Raw genomic sequence first — 17,663 nt, forward strand, 5'->3', positions numbered from 1 at the left:
CGGGACCGCCGCCAGACGCAGACGAGCAGACCTATCCCCGCTCAATCCCCCCATACACGCAAGGGTCAGGGTGAGGGGGGCAGCGAGGCGCGACGGGTGATCACCGCGGGGCGCCTGAAGCGCCCTCACCCCACCCCTCTCCCGCATGCGGGAGAGGGAGCGATCACCGCCGCTCGATCGTCACCCCCGTCTCGGCGACCACGCGGCGCCAGCGCGCGATCTCGGTGCTGATGTGCCGCGCCGCACTCTCGGGCGTGGAGTCCGTCACCGGCTCGGTGCCGATCGCGCGCAGCCGCTCGGCGAGCTCGGGCTCGGCGAGGGCGGCGTTGAACGCGGCGTTCAGGCGCGCGAGCACGGGTGCGGGCGTGCCGGCGGGGGCGGCGGCGAGGATCCAGGTCTCGGCATCGAAGCCGGGGATGAGATCGGCAAGCGCCGGAAGCTCAGCCACCGGCCCCGAGGCGCGGGCGGAGGCACGCGCGAGCGCCTTCAGCCGCCCATCGGTGATGGCGCCGGCCACTGTGGGGATGGATTCGATCATGTAGGTCACCTCCCCGCCCATCAGCGCGACCATGGCCGGGCCGCCGCCGCGATACGGCACGTGCTCGACCTGGAGCCCGAGGGCGGTGCGGAACCACTCGCCGGCGAGATGCGGCATCGAGCCCACGCCGGCGGAGGCGTAGTTGTGCTTCCCCGGCTCGGCGCGCAGCTTCGCCACCAGCGCGTTCATGTCCGCGAACCCCGCATCGGCGCGCACCACCACCACGAACCCCGTCACGCCCAGCAACGCGACCGCGGCGAAGTCGCGCTCGGCGTCGTAGGGCAGGTCGGGGAACACGGCCGGGTTCACGCCATGCGTGGACGCGACCGCGATCAGCAGCGTCGAGCCGTCGGGGGTGGCGCGGCGCACCTGGTCGGCCGCCGTGGCGCCGCCGGCACCGGGGCGGTTCTCCACCACCACGCTCTGGCCGAGATGGTGCGCGAGCCGCGGCGCGATCAGCCGCGCGCCGACATCGGTGCTGCCGCCCGGCGCGAACGGCACGACGAGGGTGAGCGCGCGCCCGGCCGGCTGGGCGGCGAGCGGCAGTGGGGCGAGCGCGAGCCCGGCGAGCAGGTGGCGGCGTGCGAGCATGGGCGATCTCCGAGCGATGGATCGGGCTGAGAAGAGCGCCGGACCGGAGTCGCGTCAAACGACGGTCCTGCGACACCCTCTCGGCTTGCCGCGCGGTCCGTGCCGCCTATAACGGGCCGAGCCGAGAAGGGACCCCGCATGACCGTTGCCGCCTCCCCGCCATCCGGGCCGCTGAAGGGCCTGCGCGTGTTCGATCTCACCCGCGTGCTGGCGGGGCCGACCTGCACGCAGATGCTGGGCGACCTGGGCGCAGAGGTGATCAAGATCGAGCACCCCTCGCGCGGCGACGACACGCGCGGCTTCGCGCCGCCGTTCCTGCCCAACCCCGACGGCACGCCGACCAAGGAGAGCGCCTATTTCGCCGGGGTGAACCGCAACAAGTTCTCGGTCACGCTCGACATCGCCAAGCCCGAGGGCCAGGAGATCGCGCGCAAGCTGATCTCGCAATGCGACATCCTGGTGGAGAACTTCAAGCCCGGGGGCTTGGCCAAGTACGGGCTCGACTACGCGAGCCTGAAGGACGAATTCCCCGGGCTGATCTACTGCTCGATCACCGGCTTCGGCCAGACCGGCCCCTATGCCCCGCGTCCCGGCTACGACTCGCTGATCCAGGCGATGGGCGGGGTGATGAGCCTGACCGGCGAGCCGGAGGGCTTGCCGCAGAAGGTCGGCATTCCGGTCGCCGATCTGTTCGCCGGGCTCTACGGCACGATCGGCATCCTCGCAGCACTTCGCCACAAGGAGCAGACCGGGCAGGGCCAGCACATCGATATCGGCATGCTCGACACGCACGTGGCCTGGCTCGCCAACCAGGGGATGAACTACCTCGCCACCGGCGAGAACCCGGCGCGGCTCGGCAACCAGCATCCGAACATCGTGCCCTACCAGGTGTTCGCCACGGCAGACGGCGCGATCGTGCTGAGCGTGGGCAACGACGCCACCTTCGAGCGGTTCTGCAAGGCGTTCGGGCTCGAGCATCTGCTGGCGGACGAGCGTTTCGCCACCAATGCGAAGCGGGTGGAGAACCGCGCGCTGGTCACCGACACGCTGGCGCCGGTGATGACGTCGCGCACCACGAACGAGTGGATCGCGGAGCTCGAGGCGCTGAAGATCGGCTGCGGCCCGATCAACAGGCTCTCTGAGGTGTTCGCCGATCCGCATGTGCAGGCGCGCGGCATGGTGATCGAGATGCCGCACGAGGCGGCAGGGGGGCTGGTGAAGCTGATCGCCAACCCCGTGAAGCTCTCCGCCACCCCGCCCGACTACCGCATCGCGCCGCCGCTGCTCGGCGCGCATACCGACGAGGTGCTCGGCCGCGCGCTCGGGTTCGACGCCGCGGCGATCGCGGCGTTGCGCGAGAAGGGCGTGGTGTGAGCCCGCGCGAGGGCCGCCTGCGCTGGCTCTCGCCGGTCGGATTCCATTGGCTCGCCTGGACGGAGTGGGGGCCGTCGGAGGGCGCTTCGGTCGTGTGCGTGCACGGGCTGACGCGCACGGGCCGCGACTTCGATGCGCTCGCCGCTGCGTTGGCCGAGCGTGGCCGGCGCGTGCTGTGCCCCGACATGCCCGGGCGCGGCGCCTCTGACCGCCTGCCCGACCCGTCGCTCTACAGCAACGATGTCTATGCCGGCGCCTGCGCGCATCTGCTCGCCCGCTTCGGCGACCAGCCGGTCGACTGGGTCGGCACCTCGATGGGCGGGATCATCGGCATGATCCTCGCCGCAATGCCGAACACGCCGATCCGCCGCCTTGTCGTCAACGATGTCGGCCCGTTCATTCCGGCTGCCTCGCTCGCGCGCATCGGCGAGTATCTCGGCCGCGACTGGCATTTCCCCGACCTCGCCGCGGCCGAGCAGCACACGCGCAAGGCCTATGCGCCGTTCGGGGCGCTGACCGATGCGCAATGGCGCCATCTCACCGAGACCTCCATGCGTCCGCATCCCGAGGGTGGCTACCGTCTGCACTACGACCCGGCGATCGCCGAGGCGTTCCGCACGCCACCGGAGGACATCGCGTTCTGGCCGGTCTGGGAGCACGTCGCTGTGCCGACGCTGGTGCTGCGCGGCGCGGAGTCCGATCTGCTCCTGCCCGACACGGCTTCGCGCATGGCAGAACGAAACGGTGTCCGCGTCGAGACGATTCCCGGCTGCGGGCACGCGCCGGCCCTGCTAGACTTCGCGCAGACCGGGCTCGTCGCTGCGTTCCTCGAGGAGGGCCACGCATGATCACGCCAGCCTGGTGCCGCCTGATGGCGGCCTACAACAGTGAGATGAATCGCCGCCTCTATGCCGCCGCGGAGCAGATCCCCGACGCCGCGCGCAAGCGCGAAGTCGGGGCGTTCTTCGGCTCGTTGCACGCGACGTTGAACCACCTCGTCTGGGCCGACCAGATGTGGATGAGCCGCTTCGCCGAGGGCTGGGAGCGACCCCAGGGAGGCATTCCCGGCAGCACCGCGCTCTACGACGACTTCGACGACCTCCGCGCCGCCCGCGTCGGGGCCGATGCCCGCATCGAGACCTGGACCGCGACGTTGACGGAGGAGTCGCTCCGTGGCGACCTCACCTGGTACAGCGGAGCCGCGAAGCGGGAGCGGACGGAGAAGCGCTGGATCCTGCTGGTGCATCTCTTCAACCACCAGACGCATCACCGCGGCCAGGCGCATTGCCTGATCACGCAGAATGGCGTGACGCCCGCCGACACCGATCTGCCCTTCATCCTGGACCTGAAGGCGCTCGGCCTCACCTGACGGGCATGATCGCCGATCCCGCACCGTTCCGGCCGCGCCTGCCCTGGCTCACGGGCGACCTGCAGACCATCCGCAACATGATCCGCCGCGACGCGCCCGATCCGGCTGCGTTCGCGCGGCTCTGGCTCGACCTGCCCGACGGCGACGCGCTCGCCGCCGCCTGGCACGCGGGCGACGGCACCCGGCCTACCGTGGTGCTGATCCATGGACTGACCGGCTGCGAGGACAGCCAGTACATGCGCCGCTCGGCGGCGTTCTGGCGCGCACGCAGCCACGGCGTGGTGCGGCTCAATCTGCGCGGGTCGGCGCCGTCGCTCGCGCGCAGCACCCGCCCCTACCACGCCGCGGCCGGCGCGGACATCGTGGACGCGCTGCGCGCCCTGCCGCGAGATGCGCTCCACCCCGGTCTGGTCTGCATCGGCGTCTCGCTCGGTGGCACGCAGCTCCTCGGAGCGCTCGCCCGCGAGGGCGAGCACGCGACCCTGCCGATCGTCGCCGCGGCGACCCTGTGCGCGCCGGTGCTGCTGGCCCCGGTCGCGCGCCGGATCATGGCTCCACGCAATGCTCTCTATCACCGCTGGCTGCTCGGCCAGATGCAGCGCGAGGCCGAGGCGCTGGCGCTGCATCTGCCGGCACGGCTGCTGGCGGCCGCGCGGTCGGCACGCAGCGTGTACGCGTTCGACGATGGCTATGTCGCCCCGCTCGCGGGCTTCGCCGGCGCCGACGACTACTACGCGCGCGCCAGCCTGCCGCAGCATCTCGACCGGATCGCCGTGCCGACGCTGTGCCTGACGGCCGCCGACGACCCCTGGGTGCCGGCCGGGACCTACCGCGCGATCAACTGGTCGCTGAACCCGCGTGTCACGCCGCTGATCGCGCCGGGCGGCGGCCATGTGGGCTTCCACGACCGCAATCGCGACGGCACCTGGGCCGACCGCACGATCGCGACCTTCGTTCAGCGCGTCATCGTTTCGAGCACATCGGCTGCTGCGCGCCATTGACGCCCATCGCCGGTGCCATCCTCGATGTCCCAGGCCGTCTTCAGCACGCCGACGACGAAGCCCCAGGCGGCGATGCGCCCGCGCTCCTCGCCAAGCCGTTCCGCCAGCAGCGCGACGCGCCGCGCCTGGATCGCGGCGAGGTCGCGCTGGTGCGGCAACCACGACACCGGATTGGTGAGCAGCGTGCCGGTGTCGAAGGCAGGCTCACCGATCGCGCCGAACGGGTCGATCGCGCGCCAGCCGTCGCCGTCGCGCAGCACGTTGCGATGATGCAGGTCGCCGTGCAGCAGCACTGGCGGCCGCGCCGAGGCGTTGAGGTCGCGGTAGAGGCCGAGTGCGCGGTCGCGCAGGCGGGGATCGAGGCGGGGGTCGCGGCAGGCTTCGATCGCGCGGATCCAGCCATGAGCGTCGGCCAGCACCGCGTCAGCCGGCGCGGGCCGATGCAGCCGCAGCATCAGCCCGGCGAGCACATCGGTCGCGTCGTCGTCACGCCCCTCCTCGCAGAGCCTCACGAGCGGTTCGCCGCGCGCCAGCCGTTCCAGCAGCAGCGCCCCGCGGACGGCATCGAACCGCAGCAGCCGCGCCGCGCCGTCGCCGTCCCACGCGGCGAGCGCTTCTGCCTGCGCTTCGAGGCCCTGTCCCGGCTTCTCCAGCTTCAGCACCGCCGCCCTGCCGTCCGCGCAGGTCGCCGCATGCACGAGGCCCTGGGTCGATCCCGGCAGCACCGGCCCGAGCGTCAGCCGCCAGTCGCGCGCGACCGCGACCGCCCGCGCCGCCAGTGCCGCGCGCCACTCTTGCGGTCCGGGCGTGCTGCGGCGAGGCTCCGCGCCGTTCATGGAGGCGAGCGATGACGAAGCCGATCGGCAGCCGCGCCGATTACCGCTGGTTTCTGACCATTCCGACACGATGGATGGACAACGACGTGTTCGCGCATGTCAACAACGTGGTGTACTATTCCTGGTTCGACACGACGGTGGCGCGCTTCCAGATCGACACGCTCGGAGTCAATCCGCTGGAGAGCGAGATCGTCGGTTTCGTGGTCGAGACCCAGTGCCGCTATTTCGCGCCCACCGCCTTCCCCGACGTCATCACCGGCGGGCTCCGCGTGGCGCGCATCGGCAACACCTCCGTGCGATACGAGCTCGGCATCTTCCGCAATGACGAGGAGTGTGCTTCGGCCGAGGGACATTTCGTGCACGCCTATGTCGTGAAGGCGACCGGCAAATCGACGCCGGTGCCGGAGCCGATGCGCGAGGCGCTGGCCCGCTACGCCCGCTGACCCTTGTTCGCCGCCTCGAACATCGCCTTGGTGCGCTCGGCGTCGTAGGGGCCCTCGCGCAGCGTCTCCGGGTCCCATTCGCTGCGGCCGGGGCGGAAGAAGTCGCCGCCATAGACGTGCAGCGCCCCGGTCAGGCGCGGGATCGGGTTGGTGACGCTGTGGATGATGTCCTTGCCGAGCGGTGCGGCCTCGCCGGCCGAGAGCGCCTTCGCCCCGGCCGCCTCGACACGCGAGGGCAGCCCCGGCTCGTCGATGCGGCGCCAGAAGATGTTGTCCTCGCGGCCCGTGTAGAGCCCGATCACCGCCCACATGCCGTGATTGTGCGGCATCAGCGTCATGTGCGGGGCCCAGACGAGATTGAGGATGGTCAGCTCGTCGGAGCGGTAGAGCGTGTTCAGCCCTGCCCGCGTGGGCTCGCCAAGCGCGCGCATCACCGCGCCGGGATCGGCGACCGCGCCCGCGACCAGTTCGCGCACGGCGGGCTGGCCTTGTTTCATGGCTGCGCGACACTCCTCGATGAACCGGTCGAGGTCGAACATGGCGGTTCTCCATCGGCTATCCTGCCGCGGCGCAGTCTACTCCCCGGCCCCGCGCGGCCCAAATCGCGGAGCGACGCCATGACCATCCCGCAGCCGATCATCGACCTCTACGACCGGTTCACCCACGGGGGCATGGACCGCCGCACCTTCCTCGATCGCCTCGCCACGTTGGCGGGCGGAGCGCCGGCGGCGGCGGCGCTGCTGCCGCTGCTGGCGGCCGACCCGGCCAAGGCGGCGATCGTGCCGCCCGATGATCCGCGCCTGACCGTCGCCCGCGTCACCTGGGCCGGGCCGGACGGCGAGCTCGCCGGGTATCTCGCGCGCCCGCGCGACGGCGGACGGCTGCCGGCGGTGATCGTCATCCACGAGAACCGCGGCCTCAACCCGCATATCGAGGACGTCACGCGGCGCATGGCGCTGGAGGGGTTCCTCGCCCTCGGCGTGGACATGCTGAGCCGCGACGGCGGCACGCCGGCGGACGAGGATCTCGCGCGGACGATGATCGGGCGGCTCGACCGCGAACGCACCGTCGAGCGGCTTGCGAGCGCGGTGCCGTTCCTGGCGGCCCACGCCAACGGCAATGGCCGGGTCGGCGCGATCGGGTTCTGCTGGGGCGGGCTGATGGTGAATGCGCTCGCGGCGTCCGCGCCCGACCTTGCCGCGGGTGTCGCCTACTACGGCCGCCAGATCCCCGCCGAGCAGGTGCCGGCGATCCGCGCGGCACTGCTGCTGCACTACGCCGAGCACGACGCCGGGGTGAACGCGGGGATCGAGGTCTACACGGCGGCGCTGCGCGGGGCAGGCAAGACCTTCGAGGTGCACACCTATCCGGGCACGCAGCACGCCTTCAACAACGACACCTCGGCGGCGCGCTACAACGCCGAGGCGGCAGCACGCGCCTGGCAGCGCACGGTCGCGTTCCTGCGCCGGCATCTCGGCGGGTAGGGATCAGGCGTGGCGCCGCGCCAGCGCCTCGCGCACCGCCTGGGCGAGTGCCGCCGGATCGAACGGCTTCTCGATCACCAGCGGCGGCGGATCGAAGTCCGGACGCGCGCGGCTCCAGGACAGCACGTCGCCGGTAAGCACGATCACCGGTGGGCGCACAGCAGGCGGCCGCTCGGCGATGCGTGCGAGCAGCCCGGCGCCGTCCATCCCCGGCATGCGTAGATCGGTGATCACCAGGTCGCAGGGGGCTTCCTCCAGGTGCAGCAGAGCCTGCATCCCGTCCCGCGCGACCGTCACCTCCAGGCCCTGGCGCGCCAGGATCTCGCCGATCACGTCGGTGATGTCGGCCTCGTCGTCCACCACCAGCACGCGGCCGCGCATCGCCCCCGCCGCGCCCCGCTGCGGAGACCCCGCAGCGGCGGCCGCCTCGGCCTGCGGGAGGCGCACGGTGAAGCGAGCGCCGCCGCCCGGTGCATCGTCCACCGCGATCATGCCGCCATGCGCCGTGACGATCGCATGGCAGACTGACAGGCCGATCCCGGTTCCCTCGCCCTGCTGCTTGGTGGTGAAGTAGGGCTCGAAGATCCGGCCGCGGATGGCCGCCGGCACGCCCGGGCCATTGTCGGCGACGACGATCTCCACCGATCCGCCGGCGACCGCCACCGTCACCGTGATGCGACGCGGCCTCGCCGCGCCGCGCAGGGCATGCTGCGCATTCACCAGCAGGTTCAGGAAGAGCTGGTGCAGTGCATCCTCCTCGGCCTCGATCACCGCGCTCTCGGGCACCGGCGCGATCTCGATCGCGATGTCGTCGGCGCCGAGCCCGTAGGCGAGGATGTCGGCGACGGCCGACAGCACCGTGCCGAGCGCGAGCGGCCGCCGCTCGCGCGGCTTGGCGCGCGCGATCGCGAGGAAGGTCCGCACGATCCCGGCGCAGCGCTCCGCCGCCTGGCGCAGCACCCGCACCGCCGCCCCGGCCTGCGGATCGGCGATCTGCTCCTCGAGCAGCAGCGCGCGCGCCACCACCACCGCGAGCGGATTGTTCAGCTCGTGTGCGACACCGGCGAGCAGGCTGCCCATCGCCGCGAGCTTCTCGTTCTGGTGCGCGAGGTCCTTCTGGCGCGCGAGCTCCGCCTCGGCCGCCTTCTCACGCGTGACATCGCTCAGCAGCAGCAGGAATTCACCGGCATCGGTGGTGAGTGGCGCGATCGCGACGGTGCGCCGGTCGGGCAGCACCACCTCCTCCTCGCCGCGGATCGCGTCATCGGCGGTGACGTCGCCGAAGCCGGCGCGCCAAGCGGCATAGCGGGCGAGCGTCGGCGTGGCGTCGAGCGCGCGCGCGAGCCGCTGGTCGATCGCGGCGAGGCGGCGGTTGCGCAGCAGCAGCCGCCCGTCGCGGTCGAACATGAGAAGCGCGTGCGGGATCGCCTCGACCGCGTCGCGCAGATGGCGTTCGAGCTCGCCGATGCGCGCATCGGCCTCGACCTGGCGCGTCGCGTCGGACCAGATCGCGACCAGCGTGCCGTCCTCGCCGACCCGCTCTTCCAGGCTGAGCCAGCCGCCCTCCACATGACGCAGCAGCAGCGGCAGCGACACCGGCAGCGCGGTCGGCAGTGGCCGCGCGGCGACGCGCGCCAGCCGCGCGCGATCCTCCTCCAGCACCGAGTCGCGTTCGATCCGGGCGAGATGGTCGCGATAGCTGGAGGCCGCGCCGATCAGGTCGCCGATGCCCGGGAACAGCTCCTGGTAGCGCTTGTTCGCGGTGACGAAGCGGCCCGCGCCGTCGAACACGGCGTAGCCGACATCGAGCGAGGCGAGCGCCCGGTCGGCCGAACGGCGCGTGGTCGCCGGCTGCTCTTCCGACGTGTCGCGCCAGAGCCGCACCCGCCCGCCTGCCGGCATCGGCAGCGAGGCGACCTTCAGCCAGCGTCCGGTGCGCAGCTGGAAGGTGAACGGCGCGGTCTGCGTGCGGTGGCGCTGCACCGCGGCCTCGACGTGCCGCTCCAGCCGGTCGCGCTGGGTGTCGGCAAGGTTGACGCCAAAGAAGCGCCGCAGCGTGTCGGCATAGGGCGTGCCGGGCGCGATCGCGTCGCGCTGCTCGGGGAAGAAGGTGAGATAGCTCTCGTTCCAGAGCACCACGCGATCGTCGGGGTCGTAGAGACAGATCGCGATGCCGAGTTGATCGAGCGCACTGGCGAGCGCGGTCGCGTCGTCGCGGCAGGCCGCGAGCAGGCGCACGAGGCCGAGCGTCTCGGTCTCGGCCGGCGCGGTCATCGAAGCGTCACTATCATGGCCCTACTTTCGGGCCGCGCACCGCGCCGGACAAGGCCCGGGTGGGTCAGAGCAGCCCCAGCTCCGCGAGCTCGCGGCGCATGGCGGCCGGCATCGCCGCGAACCCCTCCTGCGGCTCGGCCATGCCCCGGGGCCGGTCGGGCGGTGCGTCGGGCGCGGGGAGATAGCGCCAGCCCTGGAACGGCTTGGTCGGGCGGAGCTGTACTGGAACAAGCGCCGGATCGAGGTGCAACGCGCAGCAGGGCGAGGCGTCGTCCAGCGTGTCGGGGACGATGCCGACGATTCGCTGGCGCACCTGCACGAGCCCGGCGATCACCCAGTACATGGAGCCGCCGGCGAGGATCTCCTCGGCGCGCTTGGGCGTGGACCGGGTGCGATGGCGGAGTGGCGGGTGGGTCTTCGCCCGGCGCGCCTGCCACTCGGCGAGGTCATCGACCGAGACGCAGCCCACCGCGAGCTTAATGAGGTGCAGCATGACGCGTCGGAGTCTGGCCCCGGCGTGCGGCGGCGCAAGGGGTCAGGCGCTGGCCGGCCGATCCTGCCCCGAAGCCGTGACTGTCCCCTGGCTCGCCTTGCCCGGCGACTCGGGACGGTCGGGCGCCGCCGCCGCCGGCGTGGCCTGCCCGGCTGCCAGCCAGGCGGAGAGCATCGCGGCCCAGAGCGTGTTCATGCGGTGACCCTGCATGGAGTGGACAATGGCCGCGGACCATGGCGAAGCCGGGGCGAAGGCGAGGTGATCCGGCGCACATCGCATGAACTTGCAGTGACCGGCTGCGATCCCGTGCAGTCCCGTGCGATAGGTCGCGTCATGCGAATCGCCCTCCGCTGGTCGCGGCACATCCTGGTGACGCTGGCGCTGCTCCTTGTCCTGGTCGCCGGCGGCATCGCGCTCGCGTTCCGCATCACCCTGCCACCGGGCACCAACAACGCCGCGATCCCGGGGCTCGCCGCCCCGGTCGAGATCACGCTCGATCCGCACGGCATCCCCTGGGTGCGGGCCGGGTCGGCGGAGGATGCCTGGGCGGCGCTTGGCTGGCTGCATGCCCGCGACCGGCTGTTCCAGATGGACGTCATGCGCCGCGGCGCGGCCGGGCGGCTGTCCGCGCTGATCGGCAGCCAGGGGCTGCGGCTGGACCGGTTCTCGCGCCTGCTCGGGCTGGCGGCCAAGGCGGAGCAGGATCTCGAGGGGCTGCCGGCGGAGACGCGCGCGGCCCTTGCGGCCTATGCGCGCGGGGTGAACGCCTGGATCGACCAGCGCGGCGCACGCGCCGCGCCCGAGTACCTGCTGCTCGCCACCCGGCCGGAGCCCTGGCGCGAGACCGACTCGCTGCTCTGGGGCAAGGCGATGGCGCTGTTCCTGACCGGCAACATGCGCACCGAGCTCGCGCGGCTCCGTCTCTCGACCGTGCTGCCGCGCGAGCGCATCGACGAGCTCTGGCCGCGCGACGCGAGCCCGCATACGCCGGTCGCCGAGCTGCCGGTGCTGCCGGACGAGCATCTCGCGCGCGTGCTTGCCGCGCTGCCGGTGTTCGGTGAGGACGCGCCGCTGCCTTCGACCGCGAGCAATTCCTGGGCGGTGACGGGCCCCGCGAGCGCGACCGGCAACGCGCTGCTTGCCAATGATCCGCATCTCGCGCTGGTGACGCCGACGCAATGGCACCTCGCGCGGGTCGAGGCGCCGGGGCTGACGCTCGCCGGCGCCTTCGCCCCGGGCGTGCCGTTCCTGATGCTGGGCCACAACGGCCACATCGCCTGGGGCTTCACGACCACGCATTCCGATACCCAGGACGTGTTCATCGAACGGCTGGCGGGGGAGGACGCCTACGTCACCCCCGACGGACCGCGGCCGTTCGCCGTTCGCGAGGAGGTGATCGAGGTCCGGTTCGGCGATCCCGCGACACTGCGGGTGCGCGAGACGCGCCACGGGCCGGTGATCTCCGATCTCGACCCTGTCCCCGGCACGCCTGAGGGTCATGTCCTGGCCGTGGCGATGGCGATGCTGGCGCCGGGCGACGCGGCGGCGGTGGCCATGCACCGGCTCAACCTGGCGCGCGACTTCGCCGAGGCCGAGGACGCCGCGCGGCTGATCGCGGCGCCGCAACAGAATCTGGTGATCGCCGACCGCGCGGGGCGGATCGGCATGCTGGTGCCCGGGCGCGTGCCGATCCGCCGGGCCGGCGACGGCTCGTTCCCGGTGCCGGGCTGGGACGGCAGCCACGACTGGCTCGGCTTCGCGCCCTACGAGGCGCTGCCGCGCTTCGTCGATCCACCGACCCATCGCATCGTGAACGCGAACAATCGCATCGTGCCTGACGACTTCCCCGTCTTGCTAACGCGCGACTGGTGGGGCGATTTCCGCTACCGGCGGATCGTCACCCGCCTTGACGCGCACGGAGCCCCGCACGACGCGGCGAGCCTGGCTGGGATCCAGGTGGACGTCGTCAGCCAGGCCGCGCAGGACCTGTTGCCGCTGATGCTGCGCGGGGAGCCTGCGGGCGGCGCGGCGTCACGCGCCCATGCGCTGCTCGCGCGCTGGGATGGGACGATGGCGGCGGATCGGCCCGAGCCGCTGATCTACACCGCCTGGATCCGCGCCTTCGGCCGAGCGCTGGCAGCCCGCGCGTTCGGCCCGGAGGCGGAGGCGTTCCGCGAGACGGTCGCCGAGTTCCTGCTGTTCGTGCTGACGCGCGGCGCGCACTGGTGCGGCGAGGCCGCCGATCCCTGCCCGCCGGTGCTCACGCGCGCCCTTGAGGACGCGGTGGCCGAGCTCGCGGCCGCGCACGGCCCCGACCCGGCGCAGTGGCGCTGGGGCGAGGTGCACCGCGTGCGTTTCCCGCATCTGCTGTTCCAGTTCGTGCCGGGCATCGGGCCCTGGTTCGGCACCGAGATGGCGACCCCCGGCGACGGCTACACGGTGCTGCGCGCCGGCGTGCGGATGACCGGCCCGCGGCCGTTCGAGAACGTCCACGGCGCGAGCTTCCGCGGTGTCTACGATCTCGCCGAGCTCGACGCCTCGCGCTTCGTGATCGCCCCGGGCCAGTCCGGCCACCCGCTGAGCGCGCATTACCGCGACTTCGCCCCGCTCTGGCTGGCGGGCGGGCACGTGACGCTGCCGGCGCAGCCCGAGGCCGTGGCGGGCACCATCACGCTGCTCCCCGAGTGATCGGCGATTGACCGGCGCGGTCCGGTGCCGCTTCATTGGGGGATCACCCGAGCCGAACGGCGATGCTGCAGAAACCAGCCAGACGCCCGCAGTTCTTCTACACGACGGCCCCGCTGCCCTGCCCCTACCTCGCGGGCCGCACCGAGCGGAAGATCGTCACCGAGCTCACCGGGGCGGATGCCGAGGCGCTGCATGACCGGCTGTCGCGCGCCGGCTTTCGCCGCAGTCACAACATCGCGTACGCGCCGGTCTGCCCCGGCTGCCGCGCCTGCATCCCGATCCGGGTGAACGTCGCCGCGTTCGAGCCGAACCGCACCCAGCGGCGGCTGATCGCCGCCAATACCGCGATCGAGGGGTTCGAGGTGCCCGCACGCGCCACCGCCGAGCAGTTCGCGCTGTTCCAGCGCTACCAGGTCGCGCGCCACGCCGACGGCGACATGGCGGCGATGGGGTTCTACGACTACCGCGCCATGGTCGAGGACACGCCGATCGAGACCATGATGGTGGAGTTCCGCGACCATACGGACGCCCTGGTGGCGGCCTGCCTGACCGACCGGCTGGCCGACGGGCTCTCCGCGGTCTATTCCTTCTTCGATCCGGCCGTCTCGGCCCGCTCGCTCGGCACCTGGATGGTGCTGTGGCTGATCAGGCGCGCGGCCGAGCAGCGCCTGCCCTTCGTCTATCTCGGCTACTGGGTGCCGGAGAGCCGCAAGATGGCCTACAAGGCCCGTTTCCGGCCATCGGAGATCCTCTGGGGCGGGCAGTGGCGCATGCTGACCGATGCCGAGATGGAGACCGGACCGCTGACCGTGCCGGCCGAGGCGGCGATCACCGCGGGGTAGGCATCAGGCCGGCACGGCGCGGTTGCCCCATCGGTCCGCCACACCGTCGCCCGGCAGGTCGCGGCCTGTGACGCTGAACCACATCAGCCCGGTCGCCTGCGGGTCGCGCGGGCCGGCGCCGCGCGACATCCAGGCATTCGCCGCGACATGGTGGTGGTAGCCGTCCGCGGCCATGAACACCGCGCCGGGCCGGCGCGAGGTCACCTCCATGCCGAGCGCTGCCGTCCAGAACGATTCGGCCTCGATCGTGTCGCCGACCTTCAGGTGGATGTGGCCGACCCGCGCGCCGGCCGGGACGGCGCGGACGGGACCCGAAGCGGTCGCGAGCAGGCCGCGGCAGTCGAGCGGGCGGGTGTCCATCGCGACCCCGGCCGTGTCCCAGCGCCAGGCGCTGCGCGGCCGGTCGGCATAGATCTCGATGCCGTTGCCCTCGGGGTCGGCGAGGTAGATCGCCTCGCTGACCAGGTGGTCGGAGGCGCCGTCGATCGCGAGCCCGCGCTCGATCGCATGCGCGAGCCAGCCCGCCAAGGCCGCCCGCGAGGGCAGCAGGAAGGCGGTGTGGAACAGCCCGGCGGAAAGGGCGTCGGGCGTGCGCGCGTCGGGGTCGCCGACCAGGGTCAGCAGGCGTAGGCCGCCGGCGCCGAGGCCCACGGCTCCGTTCGCGGCGGGAACCTCCGCCAGCCCGATCGCATCGCGGTAGAAGCCCGAGACACGGTCGAGGTCGCGCACCCGCAACGCCACCTCGCCGATCGCGAGGCGCTGCGCCGTGTCGTGCCTCCGTTCGCGTTCCGCCGTCGTGACCATTGGATTGCCCTCCATGTCCGCGGGGAACATGGGGCAGGAAGGGGGCGGGCGGAAATCCGTTCTGCCGATGACGCCTATCCGAACCGCCCCGAGGACGGGAATCCCTTCCAGGGCAGCCGTCCGGCCTGGGCACGGTGACCCATCCAGTCGGCGAGGTCGGCGGCGGTGCGCAGACTGACGCGGTTCTCGCCGAGCCGCACCGCGAGCCCGTCCGTCAGCGCGAAGGGCTTGGCATCGGCGAGCCCGCCGTCCTTGTATTTCTGCAACGCCACACCGCGGCCGCGCGCCATCTCGGGCACCTCATCGAGGGGGAACACCAGCAGCTTGCGGTTCTCGCCGATCACCGCGAGGTGGTCCGCACCCTCAGGCACGGGCGCACAGACGGCGGCCTCCTCGCCGTCGAGGTTCAGCACCTGCTTGCCCGCACGCGTGCCGGCGACCGCATCCTCGGCCTTGACGATGAAGCCGCGCCCGGCGGCGGAGGCGACCAGGTGGCGCGCGCCATCGCGGTGCACGAACAGGGCGACCAGATCGGCGTCGTTCGGCAGATCGACCAGCAGGCGGATCGCCGCGCCGTCGCCGCGTCCGCCCGGCAGCTTGTCGGCGGCGATGGTGTAGAAGCGGCCGTTCGTGCCGAAGGCGAGCAGCCGGTCGGTCGTCTCCGCCGGCAGCAGGAAGCGGAGCTTGTCACCCTCCTTGAAGCGCAAGGATGCGGGATCGACCGCGTGACCCTTCAGCGCACGCACCCAGCCCTTCTCGCTGACCACCACCGTGATCGGCTCGCGCACGATCAGCGCCTCCTCCACGGCGTCCGCGATCGCGGCCGGCGCGGCGGCGAAAGAGGTGCGACGCAGCCCAAGCGTGCCGGAGCCGAAACGCCTGCGGATCTCGGCGAGCTCGCCTGCGATCGCGCGCCAGCGCTCGGTCTCGTTGCCGAGCAGCGCCTTCAGCCGCCGCCGCTCCGCACTCAGCGACTTGTGCTCGCGGCGGATCTCCATCTCCTCGAGCCTGCGCAACGACCGCAGCCGCATGTTGAGGATCGCGTCGGCCTGCATCTCGGTCAGCGCGAACGCCTGCATCAGCCTGGGCCTGGGCTCGTCCTCGGTGCGGATGATGCGGATCACCTCGTCGAGGTTGAGATAGACGGCGAGATAGCCCTCCAGCACCTCGATGCGGCGTTCGGCCGCGGCGAGGCGATGGCGCGTGCGGCGCACCAGCACCTCGTGGCGGTGGTCGAGGAATGCGCGCAGCACCTCCTTCAGCGACATCACGCGCGGGGTACGTTCCGCGTCCAGCACGTTCATGTTCAGGCTGATGCGGCTCTCCAGCGCGGTGGCGCGGAACAGCGACTCCATCATCAGCGCCGGATCGACGGTCTTGGATTTCGGCTCCAGCACGAGCCGCACCTGGTCGGTGCTCTCGTCGCGCAGGTCGCCGAGCAGCGGCAGCTTCTTCTCCTCCATCGCGGCCGCGATCTGCTCGACCAGGCGCGCCTTCTGCACCTGCCAGGGGATCTCGGTGACGATCACGCGGAAGGTGCCGTACTTGCCCTGCTCGGCCTCCCACTTGGCGCGCAGCCGGAAGCCGCCGCGCCCGGTCTCGTAGGCGGCCGCGATCGCCTCGGCAGGCTCGACGATGATGCCGCCCGTCGGGAAGTCCGGCCCCTTCACGTGGCGCAGCAGGTCCGCGGCGGTCGCCTCCGGGTGCTCGATCAGATGGATCGCGGCGGCGCAGACCTCGCCGGCGTTGTGGGGCGGGATCGACGTCGCCATGCCGACCGCGATGCCCTGCGCGCCGTTGGCGAGCAGGTTGGGGAAGGTGCCAGGCAGGACGACGGGCTCGCGCTCCTCGCCGTCATAGGTGGCGCGGAAATCGACCGCGTCCTCCTCGATGCCTTCGAGCAGCGCCTGGCCGACCTCGGTGAGGCGGGCCTCGGTGTAGCGCATGGCCGCGGCATTATCGCCGTCGATGTTGCCGAAATTGCCCTGGCCCTCGATCAGCGGATAGCGCTGGGCGAAGTCCTGCGCGAGGCGGACGAGCGCCTCGTACACCGCGGCGTCGCCGTGCGGGTGGAACTTGCCGATCACGTCGCCCACCACGCGGGCGCATTTCTTGAACCCGGATTGCGGGTCGAGGCGGAGCTGATGCATCGCCCACAGCAGGCGCCGGTGCACCGGCTTCAGCCCGTCGCGCACATCCGGCAGCGAGCGCGCCATGATGGTGGAGAGCGCATAGGCGAGATAGCGCTCGGACAGCGCGTCGGCGAGCGGGGTGTCGCGGATATCCGTCATGTCGATGGGCATGGGCGCGACTCGGGCTTGAACACCCATACCTTCTAGTGGATAAAGCCTGACGGAAGAATCCGAAAAGGATTCCCCCGGCGCGGTGCGGCGTGCGAATCCGGGGCATGCGCGCCGGGATCAGCCTGCATGTCACCGCCAGCGACCGTGAGCGGCTGCGTGCCATCATCGACGACCGTAACAGCCCGCAGAAGCACGTCAGGGCGCCCGGATCGTGCTGCTGACCGCCGATGGCCACGGCACGAGCGAGATCATGCGCCAGGCGGGCGTGGCCAAGACCGCCGTCTGGCGCTGGCAGGAGCGGTTCATGCAAGCCGGCGCGGATGGTCTGCTGCGCGACAAGACCCGTCCGCCCCGCATCCCGCCGCTCGGCGCGGAGATCATCGAGCGGGTCGTGCAACTGACGCTCTCCGAGCCACCCGGTGAGACCACGCATTGGACGGCGTCGGCGATGGCCAAGTCCAGCGGCGTCAGCGTCAGCTCGGTGCAGCGGATCTGGCGCAGCCATGGCCTGCTGCCGCACCGGATGCGGCAGTTCAAGCTCTCGAACGATCCGCGCTTCGCGGACACGGTCCGCGGGCCGTAGGCAACGCCCGAAGGGTGGTACATCGTCGGCCTCTACGTCG

Annotated in this window: 17 protein-coding genes; 9 read left to right on the forward strand and 8 right to left on the reverse strand. The window is 71.9% G+C overall.

The features are described from left to right. Window positions 1-163: 163 nt before the first annotated feature. A complete protein-coding gene (locus ACTIFU_RS15805; RefSeq protein WP_439579279.1) occupies window positions 164-1,129 on the reverse strand; it encodes a tripartite tricarboxylate transporter substrate-binding protein in 966 nt (321 codons plus the stop codon). 138 nt (window positions 1,130-1,267) lie between these two features. Here ACTIFU_RS15805 and ACTIFU_RS15810 point away from each other — a divergent pair, with 138 nt between their 5' ends. From ACTIFU_RS15810 to ACTIFU_RS15825, 4 genes are read left to right on the forward strand one after another with little or no spacing between them, the layout of a single operon-like run. Beyond that, on the forward strand, window positions 1,268-2,503 hold the full coding sequence (locus tag ACTIFU_RS15810; protein WP_439579280.1) for a CaiB/BaiF CoA transferase family protein: 1,236 nt from the start codon (window positions 1,268-1,270) through the stop codon (window positions 2,501-2,503). Then, complete coding sequence (locus tag ACTIFU_RS15815; protein WP_439579281.1) at window positions 2,500-3,351, forward strand: alpha/beta fold hydrolase; 852 nt, start codon at window positions 2,500-2,502, stop codon at window positions 3,349-3,351. The genes ACTIFU_RS15810 and ACTIFU_RS15815 overlap by 4 nt, the downstream gene beginning before the upstream one ends. After that, window positions 3,348-3,872, forward strand: a complete 525-nt coding sequence (locus ACTIFU_RS15820) for a DinB family protein (RefSeq protein ID WP_439579282.1) — start codon at window positions 3,348-3,350, stop codon at window positions 3,870-3,872. Before ACTIFU_RS15815 ends, ACTIFU_RS15820 begins: the two co-directional genes overlap by 4 nt. A gap of 5 nt (window positions 3,873-3,877) precedes the next feature. Beyond that, window positions 3,878-4,873: a YheT family hydrolase gene (locus ACTIFU_RS15825; protein ID WP_439579283.1), complete on the forward strand. Its 996-nt coding sequence runs from the start codon at window positions 3,878-3,880 to the stop codon at window positions 4,871-4,873. Here the strand turns inward: ACTIFU_RS15825 and ACTIFU_RS15830 are convergent. Next, on the reverse strand, window positions 4,828-5,709 hold the full coding sequence (locus ACTIFU_RS15830; RefSeq protein ID WP_439579284.1) for an aminoglycoside phosphotransferase family protein: 882 nt from the start codon (window positions 5,707-5,709) through the stop codon (window positions 4,828-4,830). The genes ACTIFU_RS15825 and ACTIFU_RS15830 overlap by 46 nt on opposite strands. 11 nt (window positions 5,710-5,720) lie before the next feature. On the opposite strand from ACTIFU_RS15830, the gene ACTIFU_RS15835 reads away from it, so the two are divergent. Next, window positions 5,721-6,152 carry an acyl-CoA thioesterase gene (locus tag ACTIFU_RS15835; protein WP_439579285.1) on the forward strand — a complete coding sequence of 144 codons (432 nt, stop codon included), beginning with the start codon at window positions 5,721-5,723 and terminating at the stop codon, window positions 6,150-6,152. Here the strand turns inward: ACTIFU_RS15835 and ACTIFU_RS15840 are convergent. Next, window positions 6,140-6,691 (reverse strand): hypothetical protein, encoded by a 552-nt coding sequence (locus ACTIFU_RS15840; protein ID WP_439579286.1) that lies wholly within the window; start codon window positions 6,689-6,691, stop codon window positions 6,140-6,142. The two genes, ACTIFU_RS15835 and ACTIFU_RS15840, sit on opposite strands and share 13 nt — an antisense overlap. 78 nt (window positions 6,692-6,769) lie before the next feature. On the opposite strand from ACTIFU_RS15840, the gene ACTIFU_RS15845 reads away from it, so the two are divergent. Next, window positions 6,770-7,636 carry a dienelactone hydrolase family protein gene (locus tag ACTIFU_RS15845; RefSeq protein ID WP_439579287.1) on the forward strand — a complete coding sequence of 289 codons (867 nt, stop codon included), beginning with the start codon at window positions 6,770-6,772 and terminating at the stop codon, window positions 7,634-7,636. 3 nt (window positions 7,637-7,639) lie between these two features. On the opposite strand, the gene ACTIFU_RS15850 is transcribed toward ACTIFU_RS15845, so the two are convergent. From ACTIFU_RS15850 to ACTIFU_RS15860, 3 genes are all read right to left on the reverse strand, one after another. Then, on the reverse strand, window positions 7,640-9,910 hold the full coding sequence (locus ACTIFU_RS15850) for a PAS-domain containing protein (protein ID WP_439579288.1): 2,271 nt from the start codon (window positions 9,908-9,910) through the stop codon (window positions 7,640-7,642). 64 nt (window positions 9,911-9,974) lie between these two features. Then, window positions 9,975-10,403, reverse strand: a complete 429-nt coding sequence (locus ACTIFU_RS15855; RefSeq protein ID WP_439579289.1) for a DUF1489 family protein — start codon at window positions 10,401-10,403, stop codon at window positions 9,975-9,977. A 42-nt stretch (window positions 10,404-10,445) separates the two neighbouring features. Further along, a complete protein-coding gene (locus tag ACTIFU_RS15860) occupies window positions 10,446-10,598 on the reverse strand; it encodes a hypothetical protein (RefSeq protein WP_439579290.1) in 153 nt (50 codons plus the stop codon). Window positions 10,599-10,736: 138 nt separating this feature from the next. Here ACTIFU_RS15860 and ACTIFU_RS15865 point away from each other — a divergent pair, with 138 nt between their 5' ends. Both ACTIFU_RS15865 and ACTIFU_RS15870 read left to right on the forward strand, forming a co-directional pair. Next, window positions 10,737-13,091, forward strand: coding sequence for a penicillin acylase family protein (locus tag ACTIFU_RS15865; RefSeq protein ID WP_439579291.1), 2,355 nt, complete (start codon window positions 10,737-10,739; stop codon window positions 13,089-13,091). A gap of 62 nt (window positions 13,092-13,153) precedes the next feature. Next, the gene (locus tag ACTIFU_RS15870) at window positions 13,154-13,933 is read left to right on the forward strand and encodes an arginyltransferase (protein WP_439579292.1); all 780 of its coding nucleotides are present in this window, start codon (window positions 13,154-13,156) and stop codon (window positions 13,931-13,933) included. A gap of 3 nt (window positions 13,934-13,936) precedes the next feature. Here ACTIFU_RS15870 and ACTIFU_RS15875 read toward each other — a convergent pair whose 3' ends face one another. Continuing rightward, window positions 13,937-14,737 carry a VOC family protein gene (locus ACTIFU_RS15875; protein ID WP_439579293.1) on the reverse strand — a complete coding sequence of 267 codons (801 nt, stop codon included), beginning with the start codon at window positions 14,735-14,737 and terminating at the stop codon, window positions 13,937-13,939. A 74-nt stretch (window positions 14,738-14,811) separates the two neighbouring features. Continuing rightward, on the reverse strand, window positions 14,812-17,040 hold the full coding sequence (gene parC, locus ACTIFU_RS15880) for a DNA topoisomerase IV subunit A (RefSeq protein WP_439579294.1): 2,229 nt from the start codon (window positions 17,038-17,040) through the stop codon (window positions 14,812-14,814). Window positions 17,041-17,251: 211 nt separating this feature from the next. On the opposite strand from parC, the gene ACTIFU_RS15885 reads away from it, so the two are divergent. After that, window positions 17,252-17,623 (forward strand): helix-turn-helix domain-containing protein, encoded by a 372-nt coding sequence (locus tag ACTIFU_RS15885; protein WP_439579295.1) that lies wholly within the window; start codon window positions 17,252-17,254, stop codon window positions 17,621-17,623. The last annotated feature ends 40 nt before the right edge of the window (window positions 17,624-17,663 follow it).

Source organism: Elioraea sp., assembly GCF_051860475.1.
Taxonomy (GTDB): Bacteria; Pseudomonadota; Alphaproteobacteria; order Acetobacterales; family Acetobacteraceae; genus Elioraea.